General features: G+C 59.8%; 16 protein-coding genes and 1 pseudogene. 4 read left to right on the top strand and 13 right to left on the bottom strand.

The window, feature by feature from the left end; translation table 11 throughout:
- Positions 1–22: 22 nt before the first annotated feature.
- Positions 23–1,324 carry an MFS transporter gene (locus tag QDY28_RS13360; protein WP_331382242.1) on the bottom strand — a complete coding sequence of 434 codons (1,302 nt, stop codon included), beginning with the start codon at positions 1,322–1,324 and terminating at the stop codon, positions 23–25.
- A gap of 191 nt (positions 1,325–1,515) precedes the next feature.
- Between QDY28_RS13360 and QDY28_RS13355 the strand changes: the two genes are divergently transcribed.
- Positions 1,516–2,427 carry a LysR family transcriptional regulator gene (locus QDY28_RS13355; RefSeq protein ID WP_331382159.1) on the top strand — a complete coding sequence of 304 codons (912 nt, stop codon included), beginning with the start codon at positions 1,516–1,518 and terminating at the stop codon, positions 2,425–2,427.
- A 33-nt stretch (positions 2,428–2,460) separates the two neighbouring features.
- Here QDY28_RS13355 and atzF read toward each other — a convergent pair.
- A pseudogene (gene atzF, locus QDY28_RS13350) lies at positions 2,461–3,873 on the bottom strand (allophanate hydrolase); the annotation flags it as partial.
- A gap of 32 nt (positions 3,874–3,905) precedes the next feature.
- A complete protein-coding gene (locus QDY28_RS13345) occupies positions 3,906–4,058 on the bottom strand; it encodes a hypothetical protein (RefSeq protein WP_331382158.1) in 153 nt (50 codons plus the stop codon).
- 57 nt (positions 4,059–4,115) lie between these two features.
- Here QDY28_RS13345 and QDY28_RS13340 point away from each other — a divergent pair, with 57 nt between their 5' ends.
- Positions 4,116–5,066, top strand: coding sequence for a lytic transglycosylase domain-containing protein (locus tag QDY28_RS13340; RefSeq protein WP_331382157.1), 951 nt, complete (start codon positions 4,116–4,118; stop codon positions 5,064–5,066).
- Positions 5,067–5,126: 60 nt separating this feature from the next.
- On the opposite strand, the gene guaD is transcribed toward QDY28_RS13340, so the two are convergent.
- Positions 5,127–6,485, bottom strand: coding sequence for a guanine deaminase (guaD, locus tag QDY28_RS13335; protein ID WP_331382156.1), 1,359 nt, complete (start codon positions 6,483–6,485; stop codon positions 5,127–5,129).
- 334 nt (positions 6,486–6,819) lie between these two features.
- On the opposite strand from guaD, the gene QDY28_RS13330 reads away from it, so the two are divergent.
- Together QDY28_RS13330 and QDY28_RS13325 are read left to right on the top strand one after the other, a co-directional pair.
- Entirely contained in the window at positions 6,820–7,068 is a 249-nt protein-coding gene (locus tag QDY28_RS13330) for a plasmid stabilization protein (RefSeq protein ID WP_331382155.1), read from the top strand.
- On the top strand, positions 7,065–7,478 hold the full coding sequence (locus QDY28_RS13325; RefSeq protein ID WP_331382154.1) for a type II toxin-antitoxin system VapC family toxin: 414 nt from the start codon (positions 7,065–7,067) through the stop codon (positions 7,476–7,478). The genes QDY28_RS13330 and QDY28_RS13325 overlap by 4 nt, the downstream gene beginning before the upstream one ends.
- Positions 7,479–7,492: 14 nt before the next feature.
- Here the strand turns inward: QDY28_RS13325 and QDY28_RS13320 are convergent, their stop codons facing one another.
- The 9 genes from QDY28_RS13320 to QDY28_RS13280 all read right to left on the bottom strand — a co-directional run bounded on the left by QDY28_RS13320 (position 7,493) and on the right by QDY28_RS13280 (position 18,491).
- Positions 7,493–9,133 (bottom strand): GMC family oxidoreductase, encoded by a 1,641-nt coding sequence (locus QDY28_RS13320; protein ID WP_331382153.1) that lies wholly within the window; start codon positions 9,131–9,133, stop codon positions 7,493–7,495.
- 124 nt (positions 9,134–9,257) lie between these two features.
- Positions 9,258–10,190, bottom strand: a complete 933-nt coding sequence (locus QDY28_RS13315; RefSeq protein ID WP_331382152.1) for a dihydrodipicolinate synthase family protein — start codon at positions 10,188–10,190, stop codon at positions 9,258–9,260.
- Between the two features lie 113 nt (positions 10,191–10,303).
- Entirely contained in the window at positions 10,304–11,377 is a 1,074-nt protein-coding gene (locus tag QDY28_RS13310; protein ID WP_331382151.1) for an ABC transporter ATP-binding protein, read from the bottom strand.
- A gap of 1 nt (position 11,378) precedes the next feature.
- Positions 11,379–13,310: a glycoside hydrolase family 127 protein gene (locus QDY28_RS13305; RefSeq protein ID WP_331382150.1), complete on the bottom strand. Its 1,932-nt coding sequence runs from the start codon at positions 13,308–13,310 to the stop codon at positions 11,379–11,381.
- 25 nt (positions 13,311–13,335) lie between these two features.
- The gene (locus tag QDY28_RS13300; protein ID WP_331382241.1) at positions 13,336–14,199 is read right to left on the bottom strand and encodes a carbohydrate ABC transporter permease; all 864 of its coding nucleotides are present in this window, start codon (positions 14,197–14,199) and stop codon (positions 13,336–13,338) included.
- 26 nt (positions 14,200–14,225) lie between these two features.
- Positions 14,226–15,143: a carbohydrate ABC transporter permease gene (locus tag QDY28_RS13295; protein ID WP_331382149.1), complete on the bottom strand. Its 918-nt coding sequence runs from the start codon at positions 15,141–15,143 to the stop codon at positions 14,226–14,228.
- A 65-nt stretch (positions 15,144–15,208) separates the two neighbouring features.
- A complete protein-coding gene (locus QDY28_RS13290) occupies positions 15,209–16,453 on the bottom strand; it encodes an ABC transporter substrate-binding protein (protein ID WP_331382148.1) in 1,245 nt (414 codons plus the stop codon).
- A 44-nt stretch (positions 16,454–16,497) separates the two neighbouring features.
- Positions 16,498–17,517, bottom strand: coding sequence for a LacI family DNA-binding transcriptional regulator (locus QDY28_RS13285; RefSeq protein ID WP_331382240.1), 1,020 nt, complete (start codon positions 17,515–17,517; stop codon positions 16,498–16,500).
- A 143-nt stretch (positions 17,518–17,660) separates the two neighbouring features.
- Positions 17,661–18,491, bottom strand: a complete 831-nt coding sequence (locus tag QDY28_RS13280) for an AraC family transcriptional regulator (protein ID WP_331382147.1) — start codon at positions 18,489–18,491, stop codon at positions 17,661–17,663.
- Positions 18,492–18,521 lie beyond the last annotated feature (30 nt).

Genomic DNA, 18,521 nt, shown 5'->3' with positions numbered 1-18,521 from the left:
CTCTTTGAATGGCGGACGATCCCTATCCGACCGTCTCATAGCGCGCACGGCTGAGGCTGACGAAGCTTGCAACCGCCGCGCAGAGGCCGGCCAAAACAAGCGCGAAGCCAGGCGCATTTGCCTGCGGCACGGTTTCGAAAATGATCGACATGCAAATGGCACCAAAGGTTTGTCCGAGAAGGCGTGCCGTGCCCTGCATGGCTCCGGCCGCGCCGCTGCGCGCCTTCGGTGCGGACAGAAGGAGGATGCGGTTGTTCGGGGTCTGGAAAAGACCGAATCCGACACCGGCAATCACCGTTCCGATCATGAATGCAATTCCCCGCGGATCAGGCGGGCACAGGCCCGCGATAAGGAGGCCAATTGCCAGCAGCGCGCCACCGGAGGCGCAGAGCCATGCCGTCTTGATGCGATTGGCAAGGCGTCCTGAAATCGGGGCCACGACAATCGTCGCGGCGGGCCAAGGCATCATGTAGAGCCCCGTCAGCACCGGCGGCATATGCAAAGTGTGCTGAAGATAGAATGGCAGCGCGACGTAGCTCAGCATTTGACCGGTAAAACACGCGATTGACGCGATAACGGCAACCCGAAAGGCAGGTTCGGCCAAGAGGTCGGTTGGAACAATCGGCGCCGTAGTCTTGCGCTCAAGCCGCAGCAGCACGACCAGGGACAGGATGGAGCCGCCAATCAGAACGGAGCCGCTGATCGGTGCGGTGGCTATCCGGTCTGCGCCGGAGAAGAACAAAATGAACATCAGCGTATTGGCCAGCAGTGCCGCTACGTTCAGTTGCCGCTTCACGCCTTGCAAGGGGCCGAGAAGGCCGCCAGACAAGAGGACGATTGCGCCAAGTGGTATGTTGACGGCAAACAGCCAAGGCCAATTAGCAACGGACAGGATCGCGCCGGCAACACCCGGTCCTGCGGCCGAAGAAATCGCAATGACCATCGCGTTGATGCCGATGATGGTTCCCAACAGCCGCTGCGGCACCGCAAAGCGCAGGTTCATTATTCCGAGTGCCATGATCGCGCCTGCGCCCAACCCTTGAGCAAATCGCGCCGCGATCAGAACGGGAAGATTTGCAGCGAAGGCACATGCAGCCGACGCCATCGTGAAGAGCGCGACACCCATCAGGAAGACGCGTCGGGGGCCGTGAATTTCACCCAAGGCGCCGCAGGGCAGAAGAGCGACGAGCACGGCAAGCTGGTAGCTGGAGACGACCCAGACCGTGTCGCTGGCATCGGCACCCAGCGAGGCCGCGATCGATGGCAACGCGACATTGGCAATAGCGCCGTCCAGTACGACGAGAACAAGCGTCACGAGAAGCACGCCGACGGCGAGGTATCGGCGCGGATAAGGCAGGCCGTCATAGGTAGGGGGTGCGAGTGATGTCAGGGACATAGGAGCTCACCTTGTTCGTTTGGTTGCCTGATGGATATCCCGGACCCGCAGTTTGCACCAGACGCAACGCAGGCAATTGACCGTTGCGTTGAACGCCTCTCTTCGTTAAAACGCTGTCTATGCCCGAGATGGACTTGAACCTGCTGCCAGCTTTGGACGCTTTGCTTCGCGAGCGGAGCGTATCGGCTGCCGCGCGAAAGCTTGGGCTAAGTACGTCCGCCATGAGCCGGACGTTGTCGAGACTTCGGATCGCGTTGAGCGATCCCATTCTGGTTCCGGCGGGGCGTGCGATGGTCGCTACACCGCATGCGGAAGCGATAGCGGACCAAGTGCGTTCGCTGACGGCGGCTGTCCAGACTGTGCTAGGGCCTCCGCCGGTGATTGACATTCGCGAGTTGCACCGGGACTTCGCGATCCGCGCCAATGAGGCATTCGTGCTGTTGCATGCCGCGCGTCTAAGCGTCGCTGTCACGAACGCCGCGCCTGGTGTGCGGCTCCGTTTCGCGCCCAAGCCAAACAAGGAAATTCAGCCTCTGCGGGATGCAACGCTCGACCTCGACATCGGGGTCATCTCGGGGGATGGCGCGGAGTTGCGCGGCCAAACATTGTTCGAGGACCGCTTTGTCGGGGTCGCGCGGGCTGGGCATCCTCTTTTAAAGGCGCGGCATATAACGCCCGAGCGATACGCCACATGCGGACACGTCATCTCCTCCAGACGAGGAAATTTTAAAGGCCCAGTGGACGACGCTCTCGCCGAACTCGGCCTTTCGCGAAAGGTCAATCTTGTGGTGCCGAGCTATCCGGCAGTTATGGCCGTTGCGGCAGCGACCGATCTTGTCGGCTTGGTACCGCGCTCGTATTGCCAAGCGGGTGTGGCGAAGCAGATCGAGATGTTTGAGCTTCCCGTCGCCACGCCCGGCTTCGTTATCGCGCAAACATGGCATCCGCGTATGGATGCAGACCCTGCTCATCGATGGCTGCGCGGATTGATCTTTGACGCATTCAGGTCAAAGAACGAGCACCACGACTAGTCCGGTTTCATCGGGGAGGTTTTTCCCCTACCGCTGGCGCCAGCCGGTAGCGCCAAGCGTCAGGCCGCTGGCCTTGTGAATGTCCCGAGCGAGCGAAGCCGTCAGCCCATCATGTCCAGAGGGCGCCAACAGAGTGATGCTGGCCGGACGGCCGTCGCTGCGTGTCCCCGCCGGCACGGCGATCCCGCACATGTCGAGCAGATTGACGAAATTGGTGTAGGTGCCGAGACGCGAGTTCTCACGGATCGGTTCGGCTTTCAAATCGGCCAGAGTATAGTGGGTCGGCGCAGTCGGTACGCAGAAGAGATCGACGGACGCGATCAGCGGCGCGACCTTTTGTTTCAAGGCCTGCAGCGTATAGAAGCCATTGAAGGCATCCGCCGCGGAAAATTGCTTGGCGCCGCCATAGATCTGCCGCGTGATGGGATGGAAGCTCGCCTCGTTGGCATCGAAAAAATCTTTAACCGCCGCATAGCGTTCCGCCACCCAGGCGCCTTCGTAAAGCAGATTTGCCACCTTGTAGAAATCGCCAAACGGCACTTCCACAAGGCGATGACCGAGTTTTTCCATCATATGCAGGGCGTCGTCATAGGCCGTTTCCATGAAGGCATCGCCGAAGAACAGCCGGTCCGCCTGCGCCGGGACACCGATGGTCAGCCCCGGCGGTGTCTGACCAAAGCCGGTTGTGGGAATAATCTTCGAATAAGCATCTTGGGCATCATAGCGCGCTGCAATCTCAAACACCCGCCAGGCATCATCGACGGTCAAGGCCAGGATTGAAACGCAATCGAGCGTGCGGCAGGCGGGAAGGACGCCCGTCGCCGACAATGCGCCGAGGCTGGGTTTCAGACCGACGATGTTGTTGAGACCAGCCGGCACGCGGCCCGAACCGGCCGTATCCGTGCCGAGCGCGAAACTGACAATACCCTGAGCCGTGGCAACGGCCGAGCCGGAGCTCGATCCGCCGGGCACGAGATCGGGATCCATGGCATTGCGCGGTGCTGGGTAGGGCGTGCGGACGCCAGCGAGCCCGGTTGCGAATTGATCGAGATTGGTTTTGCCGACGACGATTGCGCCGGCCTCTTTCAGCAAACGCACGACCGCAGCATCGGCTTCAGGCATATAGGCAAAATCCGGGCAGGCGGCAGTCGTCGGCATCCCCGCGACATCGATATTGTCCTTGACGGCAAAGGGAGTGCCCCAGAGCGGCTTTGCGGCCGGATCAAAGGGCCCAAGAGCGGCGGCTTGTCCAATCAGGCTCTTTCTGTCGGCAAGGTGCAAAAAGATGCCGGGGTCATCGACTTCGGCAAGACGCGCGAAAACCGCCTCGATAACTTGGGCAACGGTGCCCCCGTTTGCATAGAAGGCCCTTAGGGACGAAATGTCGAAGGCTGGGCTGCTGGTCACGCTGCTTCCTCTTTCCCTGTTGTCAGCGGCCGGTCCCATTGATCAGGGCGACACAGCGATGTGCGGAAAGTCTACGCAATAATCGGCGCAGATTCATCCGTGAAGCGGATCAAGGGCGGAGAAATCGTCATGGCCCGAACGGCCGCAGCATAGAGGAATGCAGGCATACGGATCATAAAACACTGGAACCCTCTTAGAGCTTCCTGGTTTTCGTCGTCGCGCATCGATGCTATCAAAAAGGTAATTTAGCGATTTGACGGTTTCCAACGAGTTTCGCAGGCATGGCAGGCAACCAGCATCGGCCCAGTCTTGTCCGAAGGGTCATAGGCCTCATTATTGCGTCCGGCTTCGCCGTATCGGCCGCTTGTCCCGCGAGGGCCCAGCCCGAATGGAGTGTTGCGCCACCGGCCTGCATTTCCGGACCTTTTATAACGGACACCGGCAAGACACTTTGCATCCGCAAAGTAAGTTACAATCGCGACCTCTGCGATGCGATCGACTATTTCGCCCACGCCAATCATCTTCCGCCGGATTATCTGGCGAGGCTCATCTGGCGCGAAAGCACGTTTCGTCCCGATGCGGTCAGCCCGAAGGGCGCGCAAGGCATTGCGCAATTCATGCCGGGAACGGCAAGGTTGCGCGGCGTTCAGGACAGCTACGACCTGCTGGAGGCGCTGGGTAAGGCGGCGGCATATCTGGACGAATTGCGCAACCGTTTCGGCAATCTCGGTTTGGCGGCGGCCGCTTATAATGCCGGCGAAAACGGTCTCGCAAATTTCCTCAATTCCGGCAATCTCCCCAACGAGACGCGCAGCTACGTGATTGCCATTACGGCGCACACGGTCGAGCAATGGAAGGACGATCCGCCGGATACGATCGCCCCGGAACTCGACAAAGGCAAGCCTTTCGCGCAGGCCTGCATGGCGCTTGCCGGCAGCCGCCGGTTGAAGCAGGTCGCTTTGGAGCAGGAGCGGCCTTGGACACCCTGGGGCGCTCAGCTTGCGGAACATTTCAAGCTCGAGACGGTCCGGCGGCTTTTCTCCGAGGATGTCACCAAGCTTCCATCGCCGTTGAATAAAGAAAAGCCGCTCATCGTGCGCCAGCGCAATGCCGACTTCGGTCGTCGGATCCGATACGCCGCCCGTATCGGCCGGCAGACGCGCGATGAGGCGGATGCAGTTTGCGCTCAAGTCCGCCAAAAAGGCGGCGCTTGTTTCGTTTTCAAGAACTGAGGTTTTGGCTCGCATCCTCATTACTTTCAGGACAAGGAAAGCGGCGAAGGCTTGACGCTTCTAAACCTTGCGGCCGCCAACCCAAGTGGCGGCTATGTTCGGCCTCGAGGCGGTGTAGATGATTTTTTGCAGAATACGCTCGCCCTTGTCGCGGTCTTCGAACAGCCGCACCGTGCCTTTCTCGGCATCGGCATGGATGAGCATAGCGTCGAACTGATAGCCGGGCGTGAATTGCCCCATAGGGAGATCGAGCGCAACGCCGCCGCCTGCCGTCGCGATATGGAAGGCATCGCGGAAATCGATCTGGGCCGGCCCGAACGTCGAGCGGGCTGATGGCGGCAAGTTCGGGTCGACGCCGCTTTGCAGCATCCGTGATGCGAGAATCGCGCCACGGGCGTTCTCGAACATAGAAGCGCTCGGGCCACCGGAAATGTCTGTGCCGAGACCGAGATGCAGCCCCTTTTCAAGCGCAGCGCGCAATGGAAAGACGGCATTGGCGAAATAGGCGTTCGAAAGCGGGCAATGCGCGATGGCGGCCCCGCGCGCGCGAACCGTTTCCATATCCTTCGCCGTCAGGAAATTCGCATGGGCCAAGACCGTCCTGCGGCCAAGCAAGCCAAAGCGATCCAGGCTTTCCGTATCCGTCATGCCATGTCTTGCAAGAACATAGCCGTGTTCCCAGTCGCTCTCCGAACAATGGGTCTGCACATGGCAGCCACACTCCCGGGCAATGGCGCCGAGACCTTCGAGGGTCGCATCGGTGCAGGAGGGGATGAAGCGAGGTGTGGCGACGGGCAGAACGCGTCCTTCCTGATTGTCCGGATGGCCGCGCACGTAATCGATCAACGCCCGCGTGCCGTCGAGCGCTTCTTGCCCTGACGGGTCCCGGTAGTAGTCCGGACACTCGTCGGCATTGTCCATCACCACCTTGCCGATCAGGGCGCGCTGACCCTTTTCCAGACAGATATCGACCAGTGCCCGCGTCGCCTCCTGATGAATGGTGGCAAAATAGACCGCGGTCGTCGTGCCGTTGGTCAGCAGGTCATCGACCAGCAGGCCATACAGGCGGCGCGCGAAGGCGGCGTCCTGATAGCGCGCCTCCAACGGAAAAGTGTATTTCTGCAACCAGACTTCCAAAGGAACATCGAGCGCATCGCCGAGCTGCGGATATTGCGGTGCATGCACATGCAGATCGACAAAACCGGGCAAGAGGTAAAAACCGGCCGGCAAAGTCACGAGTTCGCCGGATGCGTCGCGCGCGTCACGAATGGTCCGGTAATTCGGATCGCCGTGACGATGTACGGCGGCAATCACACCCTCGGCATCGATTTCGATCAGCACATCGTCCAGGACGTCGATCACACCGCGTTTTGGTGCATGAAATCCCGAGGCGCTGAGCGTCCTATTGCGCAAATTCATCAGTGTGCCCTTTTCAGGCGGCCATCATGTTCGTGCCGTAGTGATGCCCTTCTCCTTTGGCCCACGGCGATCGACGATCGAGGGCATCAACGGCAGAACGACTTTCTGATCGTCGAAAATGATGCGGTCCCGTGGGAAGATCAACCGTTGGAAATGCATAGGTTCTTTGTCGTCAAGCATGGCAAAGCGCGGCATTGCGAAAAAGCGCTGTTTTCGATGTTTCGCTTGCTGGAAAGGTACGGAACTCTCCGAGTGTTATTTTGCCAGCTTGCCATCATCTGCCATCTTGATGGCTCCGAGATTGCGGCTTATCTTTTATGCATAGGAGAACCAGATGGCTGAACCGCAACTGTCCGTCCGCAGTGCTAAAGCGCGTGATCTCGCTTATCGACTTGCCCGGCGCGAGAACCGCACCATTGCCGATATCGTAGAACGCGCGCTGGAATCCTATGAAATACGCGAGGCCGGCCGGGAACCGGCAGCGTCCTTCTATGCTCGGATGTCCATGAGCGAGGACGAGGATATTGACCTGGAGGCGGTCATTCGAGAGAGGCGCAAAGTCAATCACGGAATTGATCTGTGATATTTCTTGATACCAATGTCATATCCGAAACGCTTCGCAAGCAGCCCGAGCCAGCCGTTATCGCCTGGCTGAGCCGGCATGACGCCGAGATTGCACTGCCTACTATTACGATTGCCGAGATTGCTTTCGGTATTCACAAAATCATACCGGACCAACGGGCAGCGCGTTTGGAGCAACGACTATCTGAATGGCGGCGTCGATTTGCCGATCGGATTTTCGGCTTCACCGAAGAGGCAGCTCTTGCTTATGGCGAGATTATGGGTCTTGCGGAGCGACAAGGGCGACCAATGTCGGCTCCGGATGGCATGATCGCAGCTATTACCCGCATCAATGGCGGCCGCTTGGCAACGCGCAATTTATCCGACTTTCGCATCACAGGCCTTGATCTCATCTCGCCCTGGGAATTCTAGTCACGAGACAAGCCTTAATAACTCTTCCCAATCATCTCCGCCGCCTTTGAGCCGATCGCCATTGCCGGTGCATTGGTGTTTCCCGAGGGGATGAAGGGGATGATCGAGCAGTCGATCACCCGCAGGCCATCGATGCCTCGCACGCGCAGCTTTCCGTCGACCACCGACATCGGATCATTGTCCGGCCCCATCTGCAGGCTGCCTGAAGGGTGGTAATTCGTCTTGACGGTCTGGCCGGCAAATTTGCCGAGGGCCTCATCGTCCTGCAGCGCCCGGCCGGGCAGGATTTCGTCGGCGATCTTCGATTTGAACGGCTCTGTCTCCAGCAGTTGCCGTGCGACCTTCAATGAGGCGAGCGTCAGGCGCAGGTCGTCGGGATCGCCGAAGAAGTTGCAGTCGACCAATGGCATATCCGCAGGATTGCTCGAGCGCAGCTTTACACTGCCACGTGCTTTCGGGCGCAGGAGACAGGAGGTGAAGGTAACGCCATAGGTTGGCTTGGCGGAGGAGACGTCACGGTCGAGGTAGACGATCGGGGCGCAATAAAGCTGGATCGATGGCCGTTCGCTGCCGTCCGGATCGTAGAACAGGCAGGCTTCGATACCGGTCGTGGTGACCGGACCGGAGTTGAAGAGCAGATATTGCAGCCCGTTGCGAAGCATGGGCCATCCCATGTCCTCGCCGAAATAGCCGGACTTGCTCTTGGTCGTGGCGATCACAGGGACTTCATGATGGTCCTGCAGATTGGCGCCGACGCCGGGAAGATCGAGAGCAACGGCAATATCATGTTCCCGTAAGTGGTCTGCCGGGCCAATGCCGGACAGCATCATCAGTTTGGCGCTGTTGTATGTGCCTGCGGCGACCAGTATTTCTCGCTCGGCACGGACCGTGTGGCTTTCGCCATTGCGCGTGTAGGTGACACCGATCGCACGACCGTTTTCGATGACGATGCGGTCGACCCGCGCGTCCGTGATAATCTCAAGCCTTTTGTCGCCGGCAAGCGGATCGAGAAAGGCCTTCTTGGCGTCGGAGCGCTCCGTCTTGCCATCCCACTGGCCGAAGGTGTGCTGCATGATGCCGACGCCGTTTTGCCTGACGCCGTTGAAGTCGGGATTATAGGGATGGCCGAGCCCTTGAGCGGCCAAAAGGAAATCCTCCGTCGTTCCGGAAATATGCCCTGGCTCGGAGATGCGCAGATTGCCGGATATGCCATGATATCTGTTGTTGAAGCGCGTATTGGCTTCGATCCCTTTAAAGTGCGGCAGCATGTTGGCATAGGACCATTCTATCCCGTGGCCGAGATGGGTGGCCCAGCCGTCGTAATCTTCCTTCTGGCCGCGCATATAGACCATGGCATTGACGGCGCTGCCGCCGCCGAGTGCCTTGGCGACCGGAACGATCGGACCGCGACCGCCGAGTTGCGGCTGCGGAACCGTATGGTGCATTTCGAGGAAATCGTCGCGGGCGAGATATTTCATATAGCCGGCGGGAAAGGCCATCAGCTTGGCGGTCTTGCGCGGCCCCCGCTCGATGATGAGCACGGAAAAGCCGAAATCCCGCACCAGCCGCATGGCGGCAACGCAAGCCGCCGAACCACCGCCGGCGATGATGAAATCATAGGTCTTCGCCACCAAAGCCCCCTGGCCGATATTCATCGTCTCAATTCATCGGATCATGCCCCCGTCGGCTCTGATTCGCGACTCTGATATTGGATGGCCCTCATTGACCGGTGCCAATCGCTGCCTGGTCCATGGCTTGCACCGAGAACCAGTCCGAGCCTCATGCGCCGATCTCCCGGAGGCGCAGCGCCTGTCGGGCGAGCAGGCGTTCGACATCCTGCACATCGAGTGGCGAAAGCTTGGCCCCAGGCTTGCGCAGGGCGGCGGATTTGATGACGCCGCGTTTGGCGAGGACATATTTGCGGGCGGCGAGGCCAATGCCTTGTTGCTGCTCATAGCGCGCTAGCGGCAAATAGGCGTCGAAGATCTCGTGTGCCCGGTCGACATCTCCGGCCGTATAAGCCTGAACGACGCCGACCATCATTTCCGGATAGCAAAAGCCAGTCATGGCGCCATCGGCACCACGGCCCATTTCCTCAGGCAGGAAGAGGCCGCCATTGCCGCAGAGAATGGAGATATGCCGCGTTTCGCCCCTATCGCTGGAGACCCGCAACGCCGTAATCTTCGAAAGGCCCGGCCAATCCTCATGCTTGAGCATGACGCAGTTCGGCACTTCCTTGATGATCCGATCGATGACCTTGGGCGCAACGGTGACGTTGGTTGTCAGCGGATAGTCCTGCAGCACGAAGGGCGTATCGCCCAGCGCTTCGCCGACCGATTGATAGAACGTAAAGGCCTGGTCGTCGGTCCTGATCGTCCAGGGCGGCGCGACCATCACGCCCGCTGCGCCCTGGTCCATCACGGCCTCAGCCAATTCCTGCATCGGCGCAAGTCCCGGCGCTGAAACGCCGACCACGACGGGCAGGCGGCTATCGAGGCGCTTCAACACGCGTTCGACGACGGCGCGCGATTCCTCCGCCGTCAGTTTCGGCGCCTCGCCGAGCTGACCAAGCACCGTCAGCCCGGTCAGCCCGACGCTTTCGTAGAAATCCACCATGCTGTCGATGCTGGCGAAATCGAGCGCGCCTTCGTCGGTAAAGGGCGTAACGGCGATCACATAGACGCCCTTGGCATCTTCGGTCAGTCTGGCCATTTAGCCGCCTCCAAATTCATTTGCCGAAGCAGATGGTCCGGTGCTACCGGCAAACATCGTCACAATTTTTGTTGTTCGTCAAATGATTGGCAGTGCCGCTTTGAGATGATGCGTCAACGGAGCCGGTTTCCCTGCCCGTCGAAATAGCGGCGCCTTTCCGGCGAACAGCGCAGATAAAGCGTGTCGCCGCGCTGAACATCGGGACCCTCGCGATATTCGGCGATCAAGCTTTGGCCGTCCTCTGTCTGGCAATAGAGATAGCGTGTGCCGCCGAGATATTCATCGAAATCGACAGTTACGCGGATGGCATCATTGCTGTCGGATACGACGATCAGATGCTCCGGGCGCATGCCCAGCATCAGCTTATCGCCAGGCGTCAGGCTGGCCTGGCTTATATCCGTTTTGATGGCGCCGCCTGGAACTTTGGCGGAGCCGTCGGCGGCCCATTCGGCTTCGATCATGTTCATGCGCGGCGAACCGATAAAGCCGGCGACGAAGATATTGGCCGGATCTTCATAGACTTCGCGTGGGCTGCCGACCTGCTCGATCTTACCGTCTCTCAGCACGACGATCTTGTCGGCGAGCGTCATCGCCTCGGTTTGGTCGTGCGTCACATAGATCATCGTATTGCCGAGCTCACGATGCAGCCGGGCGATTTCGATGCGCATGGAGACGCGCAGTTCCGCATCGAGGTTTGACAGCGGCTCGTCGAACAGGAAGACGTCAGGCTTTCGCACGATCGCCCGGCCGATGGCGACACGTTGGCGCTGGCCGCCCGAAAGCTGGCCGGGACGACGGTCCAGCAGATGGTCGATCTTGAGGATCGCCGAAGCGGCTCTAACGCGCGATTCGATCTCGGCGGTATCGGTTCGGGCCATTTTGAGCCCGAAACCGAGATTTTCGCGTACGCTCATATGCGGATAGAGCGCATAGGATTGGAAGACCATGGCAATGCCGCGCTCGGATGGGTCTAGATCGGTGACATCCCGGCCCTTGATGGCGATTTCGCCGTCGGTCACTTCCTCCAGCCCGGCGATCATCCGGAGCAAGGTCGACTTGCCGCAGCCGGACGGGCCGACGAAGACGACGAATGCACCTTCCTGCACTTCGAGATCGATCCCGTGAATAACCTCCAGCCCGCCATAACTCTTGCGGACGCCGGTCAATCTCATGCTGTTCTTGCCCATGTCAGGCTCCGTGTTGCATCTGGCCGGCGCGGACCCAGACCAGCATCTCACCCGGTTCGCGATTATCCCACAGATGATAGGGAACGAAACGGGCCGTGGCGGACCGGCTCTTTGGCGGCGCGGTTCGATAGAGGTCCGATCCCCAATCCGCCTCATCGCGGTTCACCGGAATATCGAGTGCGACTGCGCCCTCCAGTGCGGCAATTTCCCTTGTCTGTGCCGACGCGGGGTTGCCGGCAAGCGAGATGCCGTTGAGATCACGGCCATTATCGGTGGTCTCGACGCAATAGACCAGAGGTCCGCGCATCAGTGCCGCGCGGCCGGCATCCTGACGTACCTTGGGGTTGGCGAACAAGGTGCGTGGGATCAGTGGAATGTTGAGGTCGACGCTATCGCCGCTCTGCCACTCCCGCTCAATGCGTGCGTAGCCATCGACGGTGACTGACGAGAGATCGACGGAAGCACCGTTGATGGCAAGCGTCGCACCCTCTGCCCATTCGGGAATGCGCAGCGACAGTGCAAAGCGGGCGCCCCGGTCGGGATTGACCTCAAAACGGATCGCGCCGTCCCAAGGATAATTCGTCTTCTGAGCCAGTTCGACCGTCACGCCGCTTGCGAGGGGAACACGGGCCTTGCTCTCGCCATAGAGATGGACGGCGATTTCGTTATCGGCGGCCGCATACATGTAGGAACCGATGGAGGCGAGCAGGCGGGCGATGTTCGGAGGGCAGCAGGGGCAGTTATGCCAGGTCCAGCGATGATGCTTACCGGCGCTTTCCAGCGGGTTTTCGTAGAAGAAGGTTTTCCCGTCGAGCGATAGTCCGGCCATCGCGCCATTATAGAGCGCCTGTTCCATGATGTCGGCATAACGCCGGTTCGGCCCGCGCCCCAGCATGCGATTCGCCCAGAAGACGAGGCCAACCGAGGCGCAGGTTTCGGCATAGGCGCTTTCGTTCGGCAGGTCGTAATAGTCGGTGAAACCTTCGTTGGAAGCGGCCGGCCCGATGCCGCCTGTGACATACATCTGCTTGGTGGTCAGATCGTCCCACAGCGTCTCCAGCGCCGACGTTAGGCTGTCGTCATTATATTCGGTCGCGACATCGGCCATGCCGGAATAGAGATACATGGCGCGCACGGCATGACCGACGACCTTCTTCTGCTCCCGCACCGGCTGATGGGCCTGATTGTACTCATAGGTTTTCTGCACGAATTTTGCCGGATCGCGACCGTCGCGCAGCGCTTCTTCGGTAAAGAAATGCGGCTCCTGACCACGCTCGTCGATGAAATATTTGGCAAGGTCGAGATATTTCTTCTCGCCGGTGACGCGAGCGAGCTTGACCAGTGCCAGCTCAACTTCCTCATGGCCGCAATAGCCTCGCAATTGTCCTTCGCCATGGCCGAAAACGGTGATCATGTAGTCTGCAAAGCGGCTCATTACATCGAGCAGCTTGCGTTTTCCCGTCGCCTGGTAATAGGCGACTGCAGCTTCGATCAGGTGTCCAGCGCAGTAGAGCTCGTGATGGTCGCGCAGGTTGGTCCAACGCCGGCCCGGCTGAACGCGCTGGAACCAGGCGTTCAAATAACCGTCCTCCTGCTGCAGTTTTTCATACATATCGATGATCGCATCGGCGCGGGCCTCGAGCTCCGGGTTCGGGCGGCGATAGAGCGAATAGGCGATCGTCTCGATCGACTTGCCGAGATCGCTGTCCCAGAACATCTGCGTCGAACCCGACCAGGTCTGCAGCGGAAGGATAATGCCGGGGCTCGGCAGGTCGACGTCGATCGCCCTGACCATGCCGGCCTCGACACAGCGGTCGAGGAGGGTGGCGGCCGTCGAATTGCAGATCGCGTCCTGCCGGGCACCGAAAAGGCCCTGAAGTTCGACATTCGGAACGGGCAGGGGGCGGAACTGGCGATTTTGCTTGTCTGACATGGCTTTCATCCGTTTCGTTTGAGTTTCATTTCACCGCGCCGGCCATCAGACCGCGCATGTAATAGCGTTGCAGAAGCAGGAAGACGATGACGCAGGGTATGGTCATGACGGCGATGCCAGCCTGGACCGCGCCCCAGTTGACGGCACCGAGCCGCCCCGTCCGAACCGCGATCATCAGCACCGGCAACGTGAATTTCTCGTTGCTCGAAAGCAGCACCAGCGCTGCCAGGAACTCGTTCCAGGCATTGAGGAAGGCAAAGATCGCAACAGTCGCCACGCCCGGTAGCACGAGTGGCAGCAGCACGCGGAACAACAGCTTCAGGTCACGCGCGCCGTCGATACGGGCGGCTTCCTCGATCTCCTTGGGCACGGCGTCGAAGGCGTTGCGCATCATGAAGACCGAGAAGGGTAGCTGAAGCGTGACATAGACCAGCGTCAGCCCGAGCAGCGAATTGTTAAGGCCGAGCCTTGCCAGGATGATGAAGAGCGGCGTCAGGATCGACTGGAACGGGATCATCAGCGTTGCGATGATCAGGATGAAGAAGGCGCCCTTGAACGGAAACTGGTAGCGCGAAAAGCCGTAGCCGGCGAGCAGACTGACCATGACCGTCAGGATGACCGTCGTCACCGAAACGAAGAGCGAGTTCAGCGTATGCTGCACGACGCCAGCACCGAAACCGTCGAGGGCGCGGTAGGCATCGAAGCTGAAGCCAGATGTCGGCCAAGGCGGCAGCGGCGGAAGGCTGGCCTCGGTACCATGCCGGAAGGATGACAATAGCGCGATCGCAAAAGGCGCGAAGAAGAAGATGACGATGATGACGCCGACGCCGTGATAGCTGACGGCACTCCACATTTTCCGCCTGGCGCGGCGCTCTTTTGCGGTTCTCACATTCGTTGTGCTCATGTTGGTGATGCTCATGGGTGATCGTCCCCGACGCGTAGCAGCCAGAGCTGGACGATGCTGATCAATACAAGAATGACGAGAAGGGCGATCGATAGTGCCGCGCCATAGCCGAGATTGAAGGACACGAAGGACTGGTTGAAGATATAATAGACAACCGAGATCATCTGGTTTTGAGGTCCGCCGCTGGTCATGATGTAGAACTGGTCGAAGGCGAGCACCGAGCCGGTGATCGAGATGATCAAGGCAAGCGCGATCGTCCGGCGCATCAGCGGCAGGGTCAGGAAGCGGAAGCGCTGCCAGCTCCTGGCGCCATCGATGCGAGCGGCCTCCGTCAGCTCGGAGGGAATGGCCTGCAGGCCGGTAAGCAGGATGATCATGGTAAATCCGGCAATCTTCCAGACCACCATTACGACGATCGTGGCAAAGGCGCTGTCGAAGTCGGCAAGCAGGTTCGGCCTGCGGTCGATCAGCCCCAGCGCTTGCGCCGCAGGCACGAAAAAGCCGCTATCGACATTGGCGAGCCAGACCCAGAGAAGCGAGGCCGTCGCCAGCCCGACGACGACGGGCAGGAAGATGATGGTTCGATAGAAGCCGACGAGGCGCCGCTGTTTTTCAACGTAAAGTGCCAGGGGAAAAGCGACGGCGAAAATGACGATGGTGACGATTACCGTATAGTAGGCGGTGAAGCGCAATGCCGCCATGAAGCGAGCATCCGACACCATCCTTGTATAGTTGCCGAAGCCGATCCAGCGCGGATTGCCGAGCAGCGGCCAGTTGTGCAGGCTCATCCAGCCGGTAAAGAGGACGGGCAGAACGAAGAAGACCAAGACCAGCGCCATGGCCGGCGCGATGTAGAGAAATCCGTGCCAACCGGCACTTCGCCGCCGCTTGCGACGCCGCAGTGCTCCGATAGCTTCGGGACCAGCCATGGAATGCTCCTGATGTTTTGGTGGAGAGGACCGGGAGGCCAAGCCTCCCGGTCTTTGATGGTTTATTACTGCTGTGCGTTGTCGATGATCGACTGCATTTCCGACTGAGCATTGGAGAAGGCCGAGTCGACGTCGTCTCCAAAGATTGCGGCATTGGTGAAGCCGGCCCATGGGCCGTTGGCGCTGTTAATCAGGTCATTGAACTGCAGCGTATAGGGCGTCTTGGCGATGGAGATGGCTTTCAGGCCCACCTGCATGCGAGGATCGAGGCCTTGAAGCACCTGATCGGCGATATCACCGCGCGTCGGCAGACTGCCGTATTTCGCCATGATCTTCTGACCATCCAACGAATAGGTATATTCGAGGAACTTCTTCACCGCGTCGAGCTTCTTGGTGCCCTTGGTGATGACGAAGTTATCGCCGCCGGCAAAGGAGGAGGGTTTGCCGTCGACGCCGGGGATCAGCGTGACGCCGAAATGGATATCAGGATATTGGGTGATCAGCGTGCCGATCGAGAAGGCGCCGATGCTCTGCTGGCCGATCTTGCCGTTGCTGATGCTCAGGAAGTTGGCGCCAGTGTCGCTGGCAGCACCTGCCGGCACCAGATCGTTCTTGACCATGTTGCGGTAGATATCGACTGCCTTGCGCATCTGCGGCGTATCGAGCGTCGCTTTCTTGCCGTCGGCCGAAAGAATGTCGGCGCCTGCACCCCAGACAAGTGGTGTGAAGGTGAAGATCATGCAGCCGCCGCAGCCGCCGCCGGAGAAGTAGAAGCCGTAGGTATCGCCGCCGAGCGCGCGGATCTTTTCGGCGTTGCTGGTGATCTCGTCCCAGGTCGTCGGCGCTTTCTCGGGGTCGAGGCCGGCTTTCTTATAGAGGTCCTTGTTCCAGGCGAACACGGAGGTCTCGACCGAGAGCGGCAAGCCGTAAATGTGGTCCTGATAGGTGCCGAGCTTCACATGCGACGGCGAGAGAGAGTTGAAATAGGGCAGGCTCTTGGCCCAGTCGGTCAGGTCTTCCAACTGGCCTGCTGCGGCGAAGGCCGGCGTGTAGATCAAGTCCATCGACAGGGCGTCGGGCGCCTGGCCACCGGCGATCGCGGTTGCGTATTTCTGCACGAGCTCCGAGAAGGGTACCTCGGTCATGGTGACCTTGTCGTCATGGCTGGTGTTATATGCTTCGACGACCTTCTTGAAGGAATCGCCGATGCCGGAGCGCACCCACATCGTGATGTTTTCGGCAGCAGACGCGCCGGACGACATCAGGCATAAGGATATGAGGCCGGTCGCGGCCAGAAGTCGCTTCATCATGTTTCTCCTCCCATGGGGCACTTCCTTCAGCCCCTCTTCCTCAACTAATGCTCGGGGTTTCCCCCACACGACTGCCGCACGACCAGTTCGCACGGCAATGTTCTGATGCCCGGTTCGACGGCGCGGCCTTCCGCCAACGCCAGGACCGTCAGCCCGGCCTCTCGCCCGAGCGCCTTGAGATTCATATCGACCGTCGTCAGCGGCGGCCGTGTTTGGGCGGCGACAATCTCCCAATTGTCGAAGCCGACGACGGAGAGGTCCTCCGGCACGCGCACGTCGCGCTCGCGCAAGGCGTCGACCACCGCACGGGCGATCTGGTCGTTGCCGCAGAAAATGCCATCCGGCTTCCGTCCGGGCGTATCCCAGATTTTCGCAACGGCCTCATGTCCCCAAGCCTCGGACCATGTGCCGTACATCACCGGCAATGCATCGCCGACCAGGTCGTGGTATGCCCTGGTGCGCTCGCGCACCGAAACGAAGCTCTCCGGGCCGGTAATATGGGCGATCCGGCGGCGGCCAAGACCCATCAGCCATTCGACAGCAAGAGCGGCGCCCTGAAAATCATCGGCACAGAAGGTAACACTATCAGATGTCCCCTCCGTGAAGGCGTAGACGACCGGCACGGGCAGGTTGGACAAATCCACCGGCAGCCGGCGGTCGATCCTCTTTCCCGAAGCGATGATGCCATCGACACTTTTGTCCAGCATGGCGTCCACATGAACCTTTCCGAGCGCAGGGTCATCTTCGATCGTGCAGAGAAATACCGAGACGCCGTGATCGACGAGCGCCTCGGTAATTCCGGCCATGACAGGGAGAGTGAAACGGCCGTAGGTATCGTTGGTCAAAAGACCGATGGTGAAACTCCGATTGCTGAGCAGACCCTTCGCCAAGGCATTTGGCCGGAAGCCGATTTCTGTCGCGATCCGCTTGACGCGTTCGCGCGTATCGTCGCCCATTCGCCCGGTATTGTTCAGCGCTTTCGATGCGGTCGAAATGCTGACCCCTGCGGCAGCGGCAACATCGTGAATCGTTACCCGGCCGGTTCTGATCCGCTGGTTTTCCAGATGTCCTCTCCCGAACTTATTTGCGCTGAGAAAACCTTTTCTCAAGTCAGGAGTCAAGATGAGAAAAGCTTTTCTCAAATTTTTTTGATCATCCCTGCCGATGGATGTCTTTGGCTGTAAGCGGGCCGGATGTCTCGGAGATTTTACTGCCGGTCGAAAGACCAGCGGTTCACCATATAGGTGCGGGGCGAGGTTCCGAGCATGCGGCGGAACATGGTGGTGAAGGCGGCGACGCTTTCATAGCCGGCCTCCAGCGCAACGTTTGTCACCGGCTGTCCCTCGGCAAGTTGCGGCAGACATGCGAAGACGCTTGCCTGCTGGCGCCAGGTGGTGAAGCTGATGCCGGTCTCCTTGCGAAATTGCCGTGTGAAGGTCCGGCGACTTATCGCCAGCTTTTCGGCCCAATCGTCCAGCCGGGCATTCGGCGTCGGGTTTGCCAGATAGTCGCGGCAGAGCGCTGCCAGCCGCCGGTCGGATGGAAAGGGGAGGCCGAGGGGGCGTTCCTCCAGCGTCGAAATCTCCTCCATGAGGAGGGAAAGGACAAGTTCGGCCTTGCGATTTCCAAGGGGCGCCTCACGCAGCCGAATGGCTTCGAGCAGCAGACTGCGCGCCAGATCCGTTACTTCGACGACACGCGGCGCTTCTTGCGACGGCGTCGGATCGCTCGGTGTCACGTAGACCGATTTTATGCTGACATCGCTCAGCATCTCGACGGAATGTTCCAGGCCGACGGGAATGAACAAGGCATGGCCGGGCGGCACCATCCAACGGCCCCGGGTCGTCAGGATCAGGACGACACCGGCGAAAACGCAGAGCAATTGCGTGCGGCGGTGATGATGCCAGGGAACGGTGTAGCCTTGCGGCGGCTCGGAGCTGTTGACGAGCACACCGGCATTCGATCCCTCCATCCAGAGCATATTTTGCTCGTGGTCCTTTTCCAGTGTCGCCAGCAGCTTTTGAGAGAGCTTTTCCATTTTGGCCCGATCGCGAAAGAATTGGACCAA

The organism is Rhizobium sp. BR 362 (genome assembly GCF_036528765.1).
In the GTDB taxonomy this organism is placed as follows: domain Bacteria; phylum Pseudomonadota; class Alphaproteobacteria; order Rhizobiales; family Rhizobiaceae; genus Rhizobium.
This window is presented reverse-complemented; position numbering and strand designations above follow the sequence as displayed.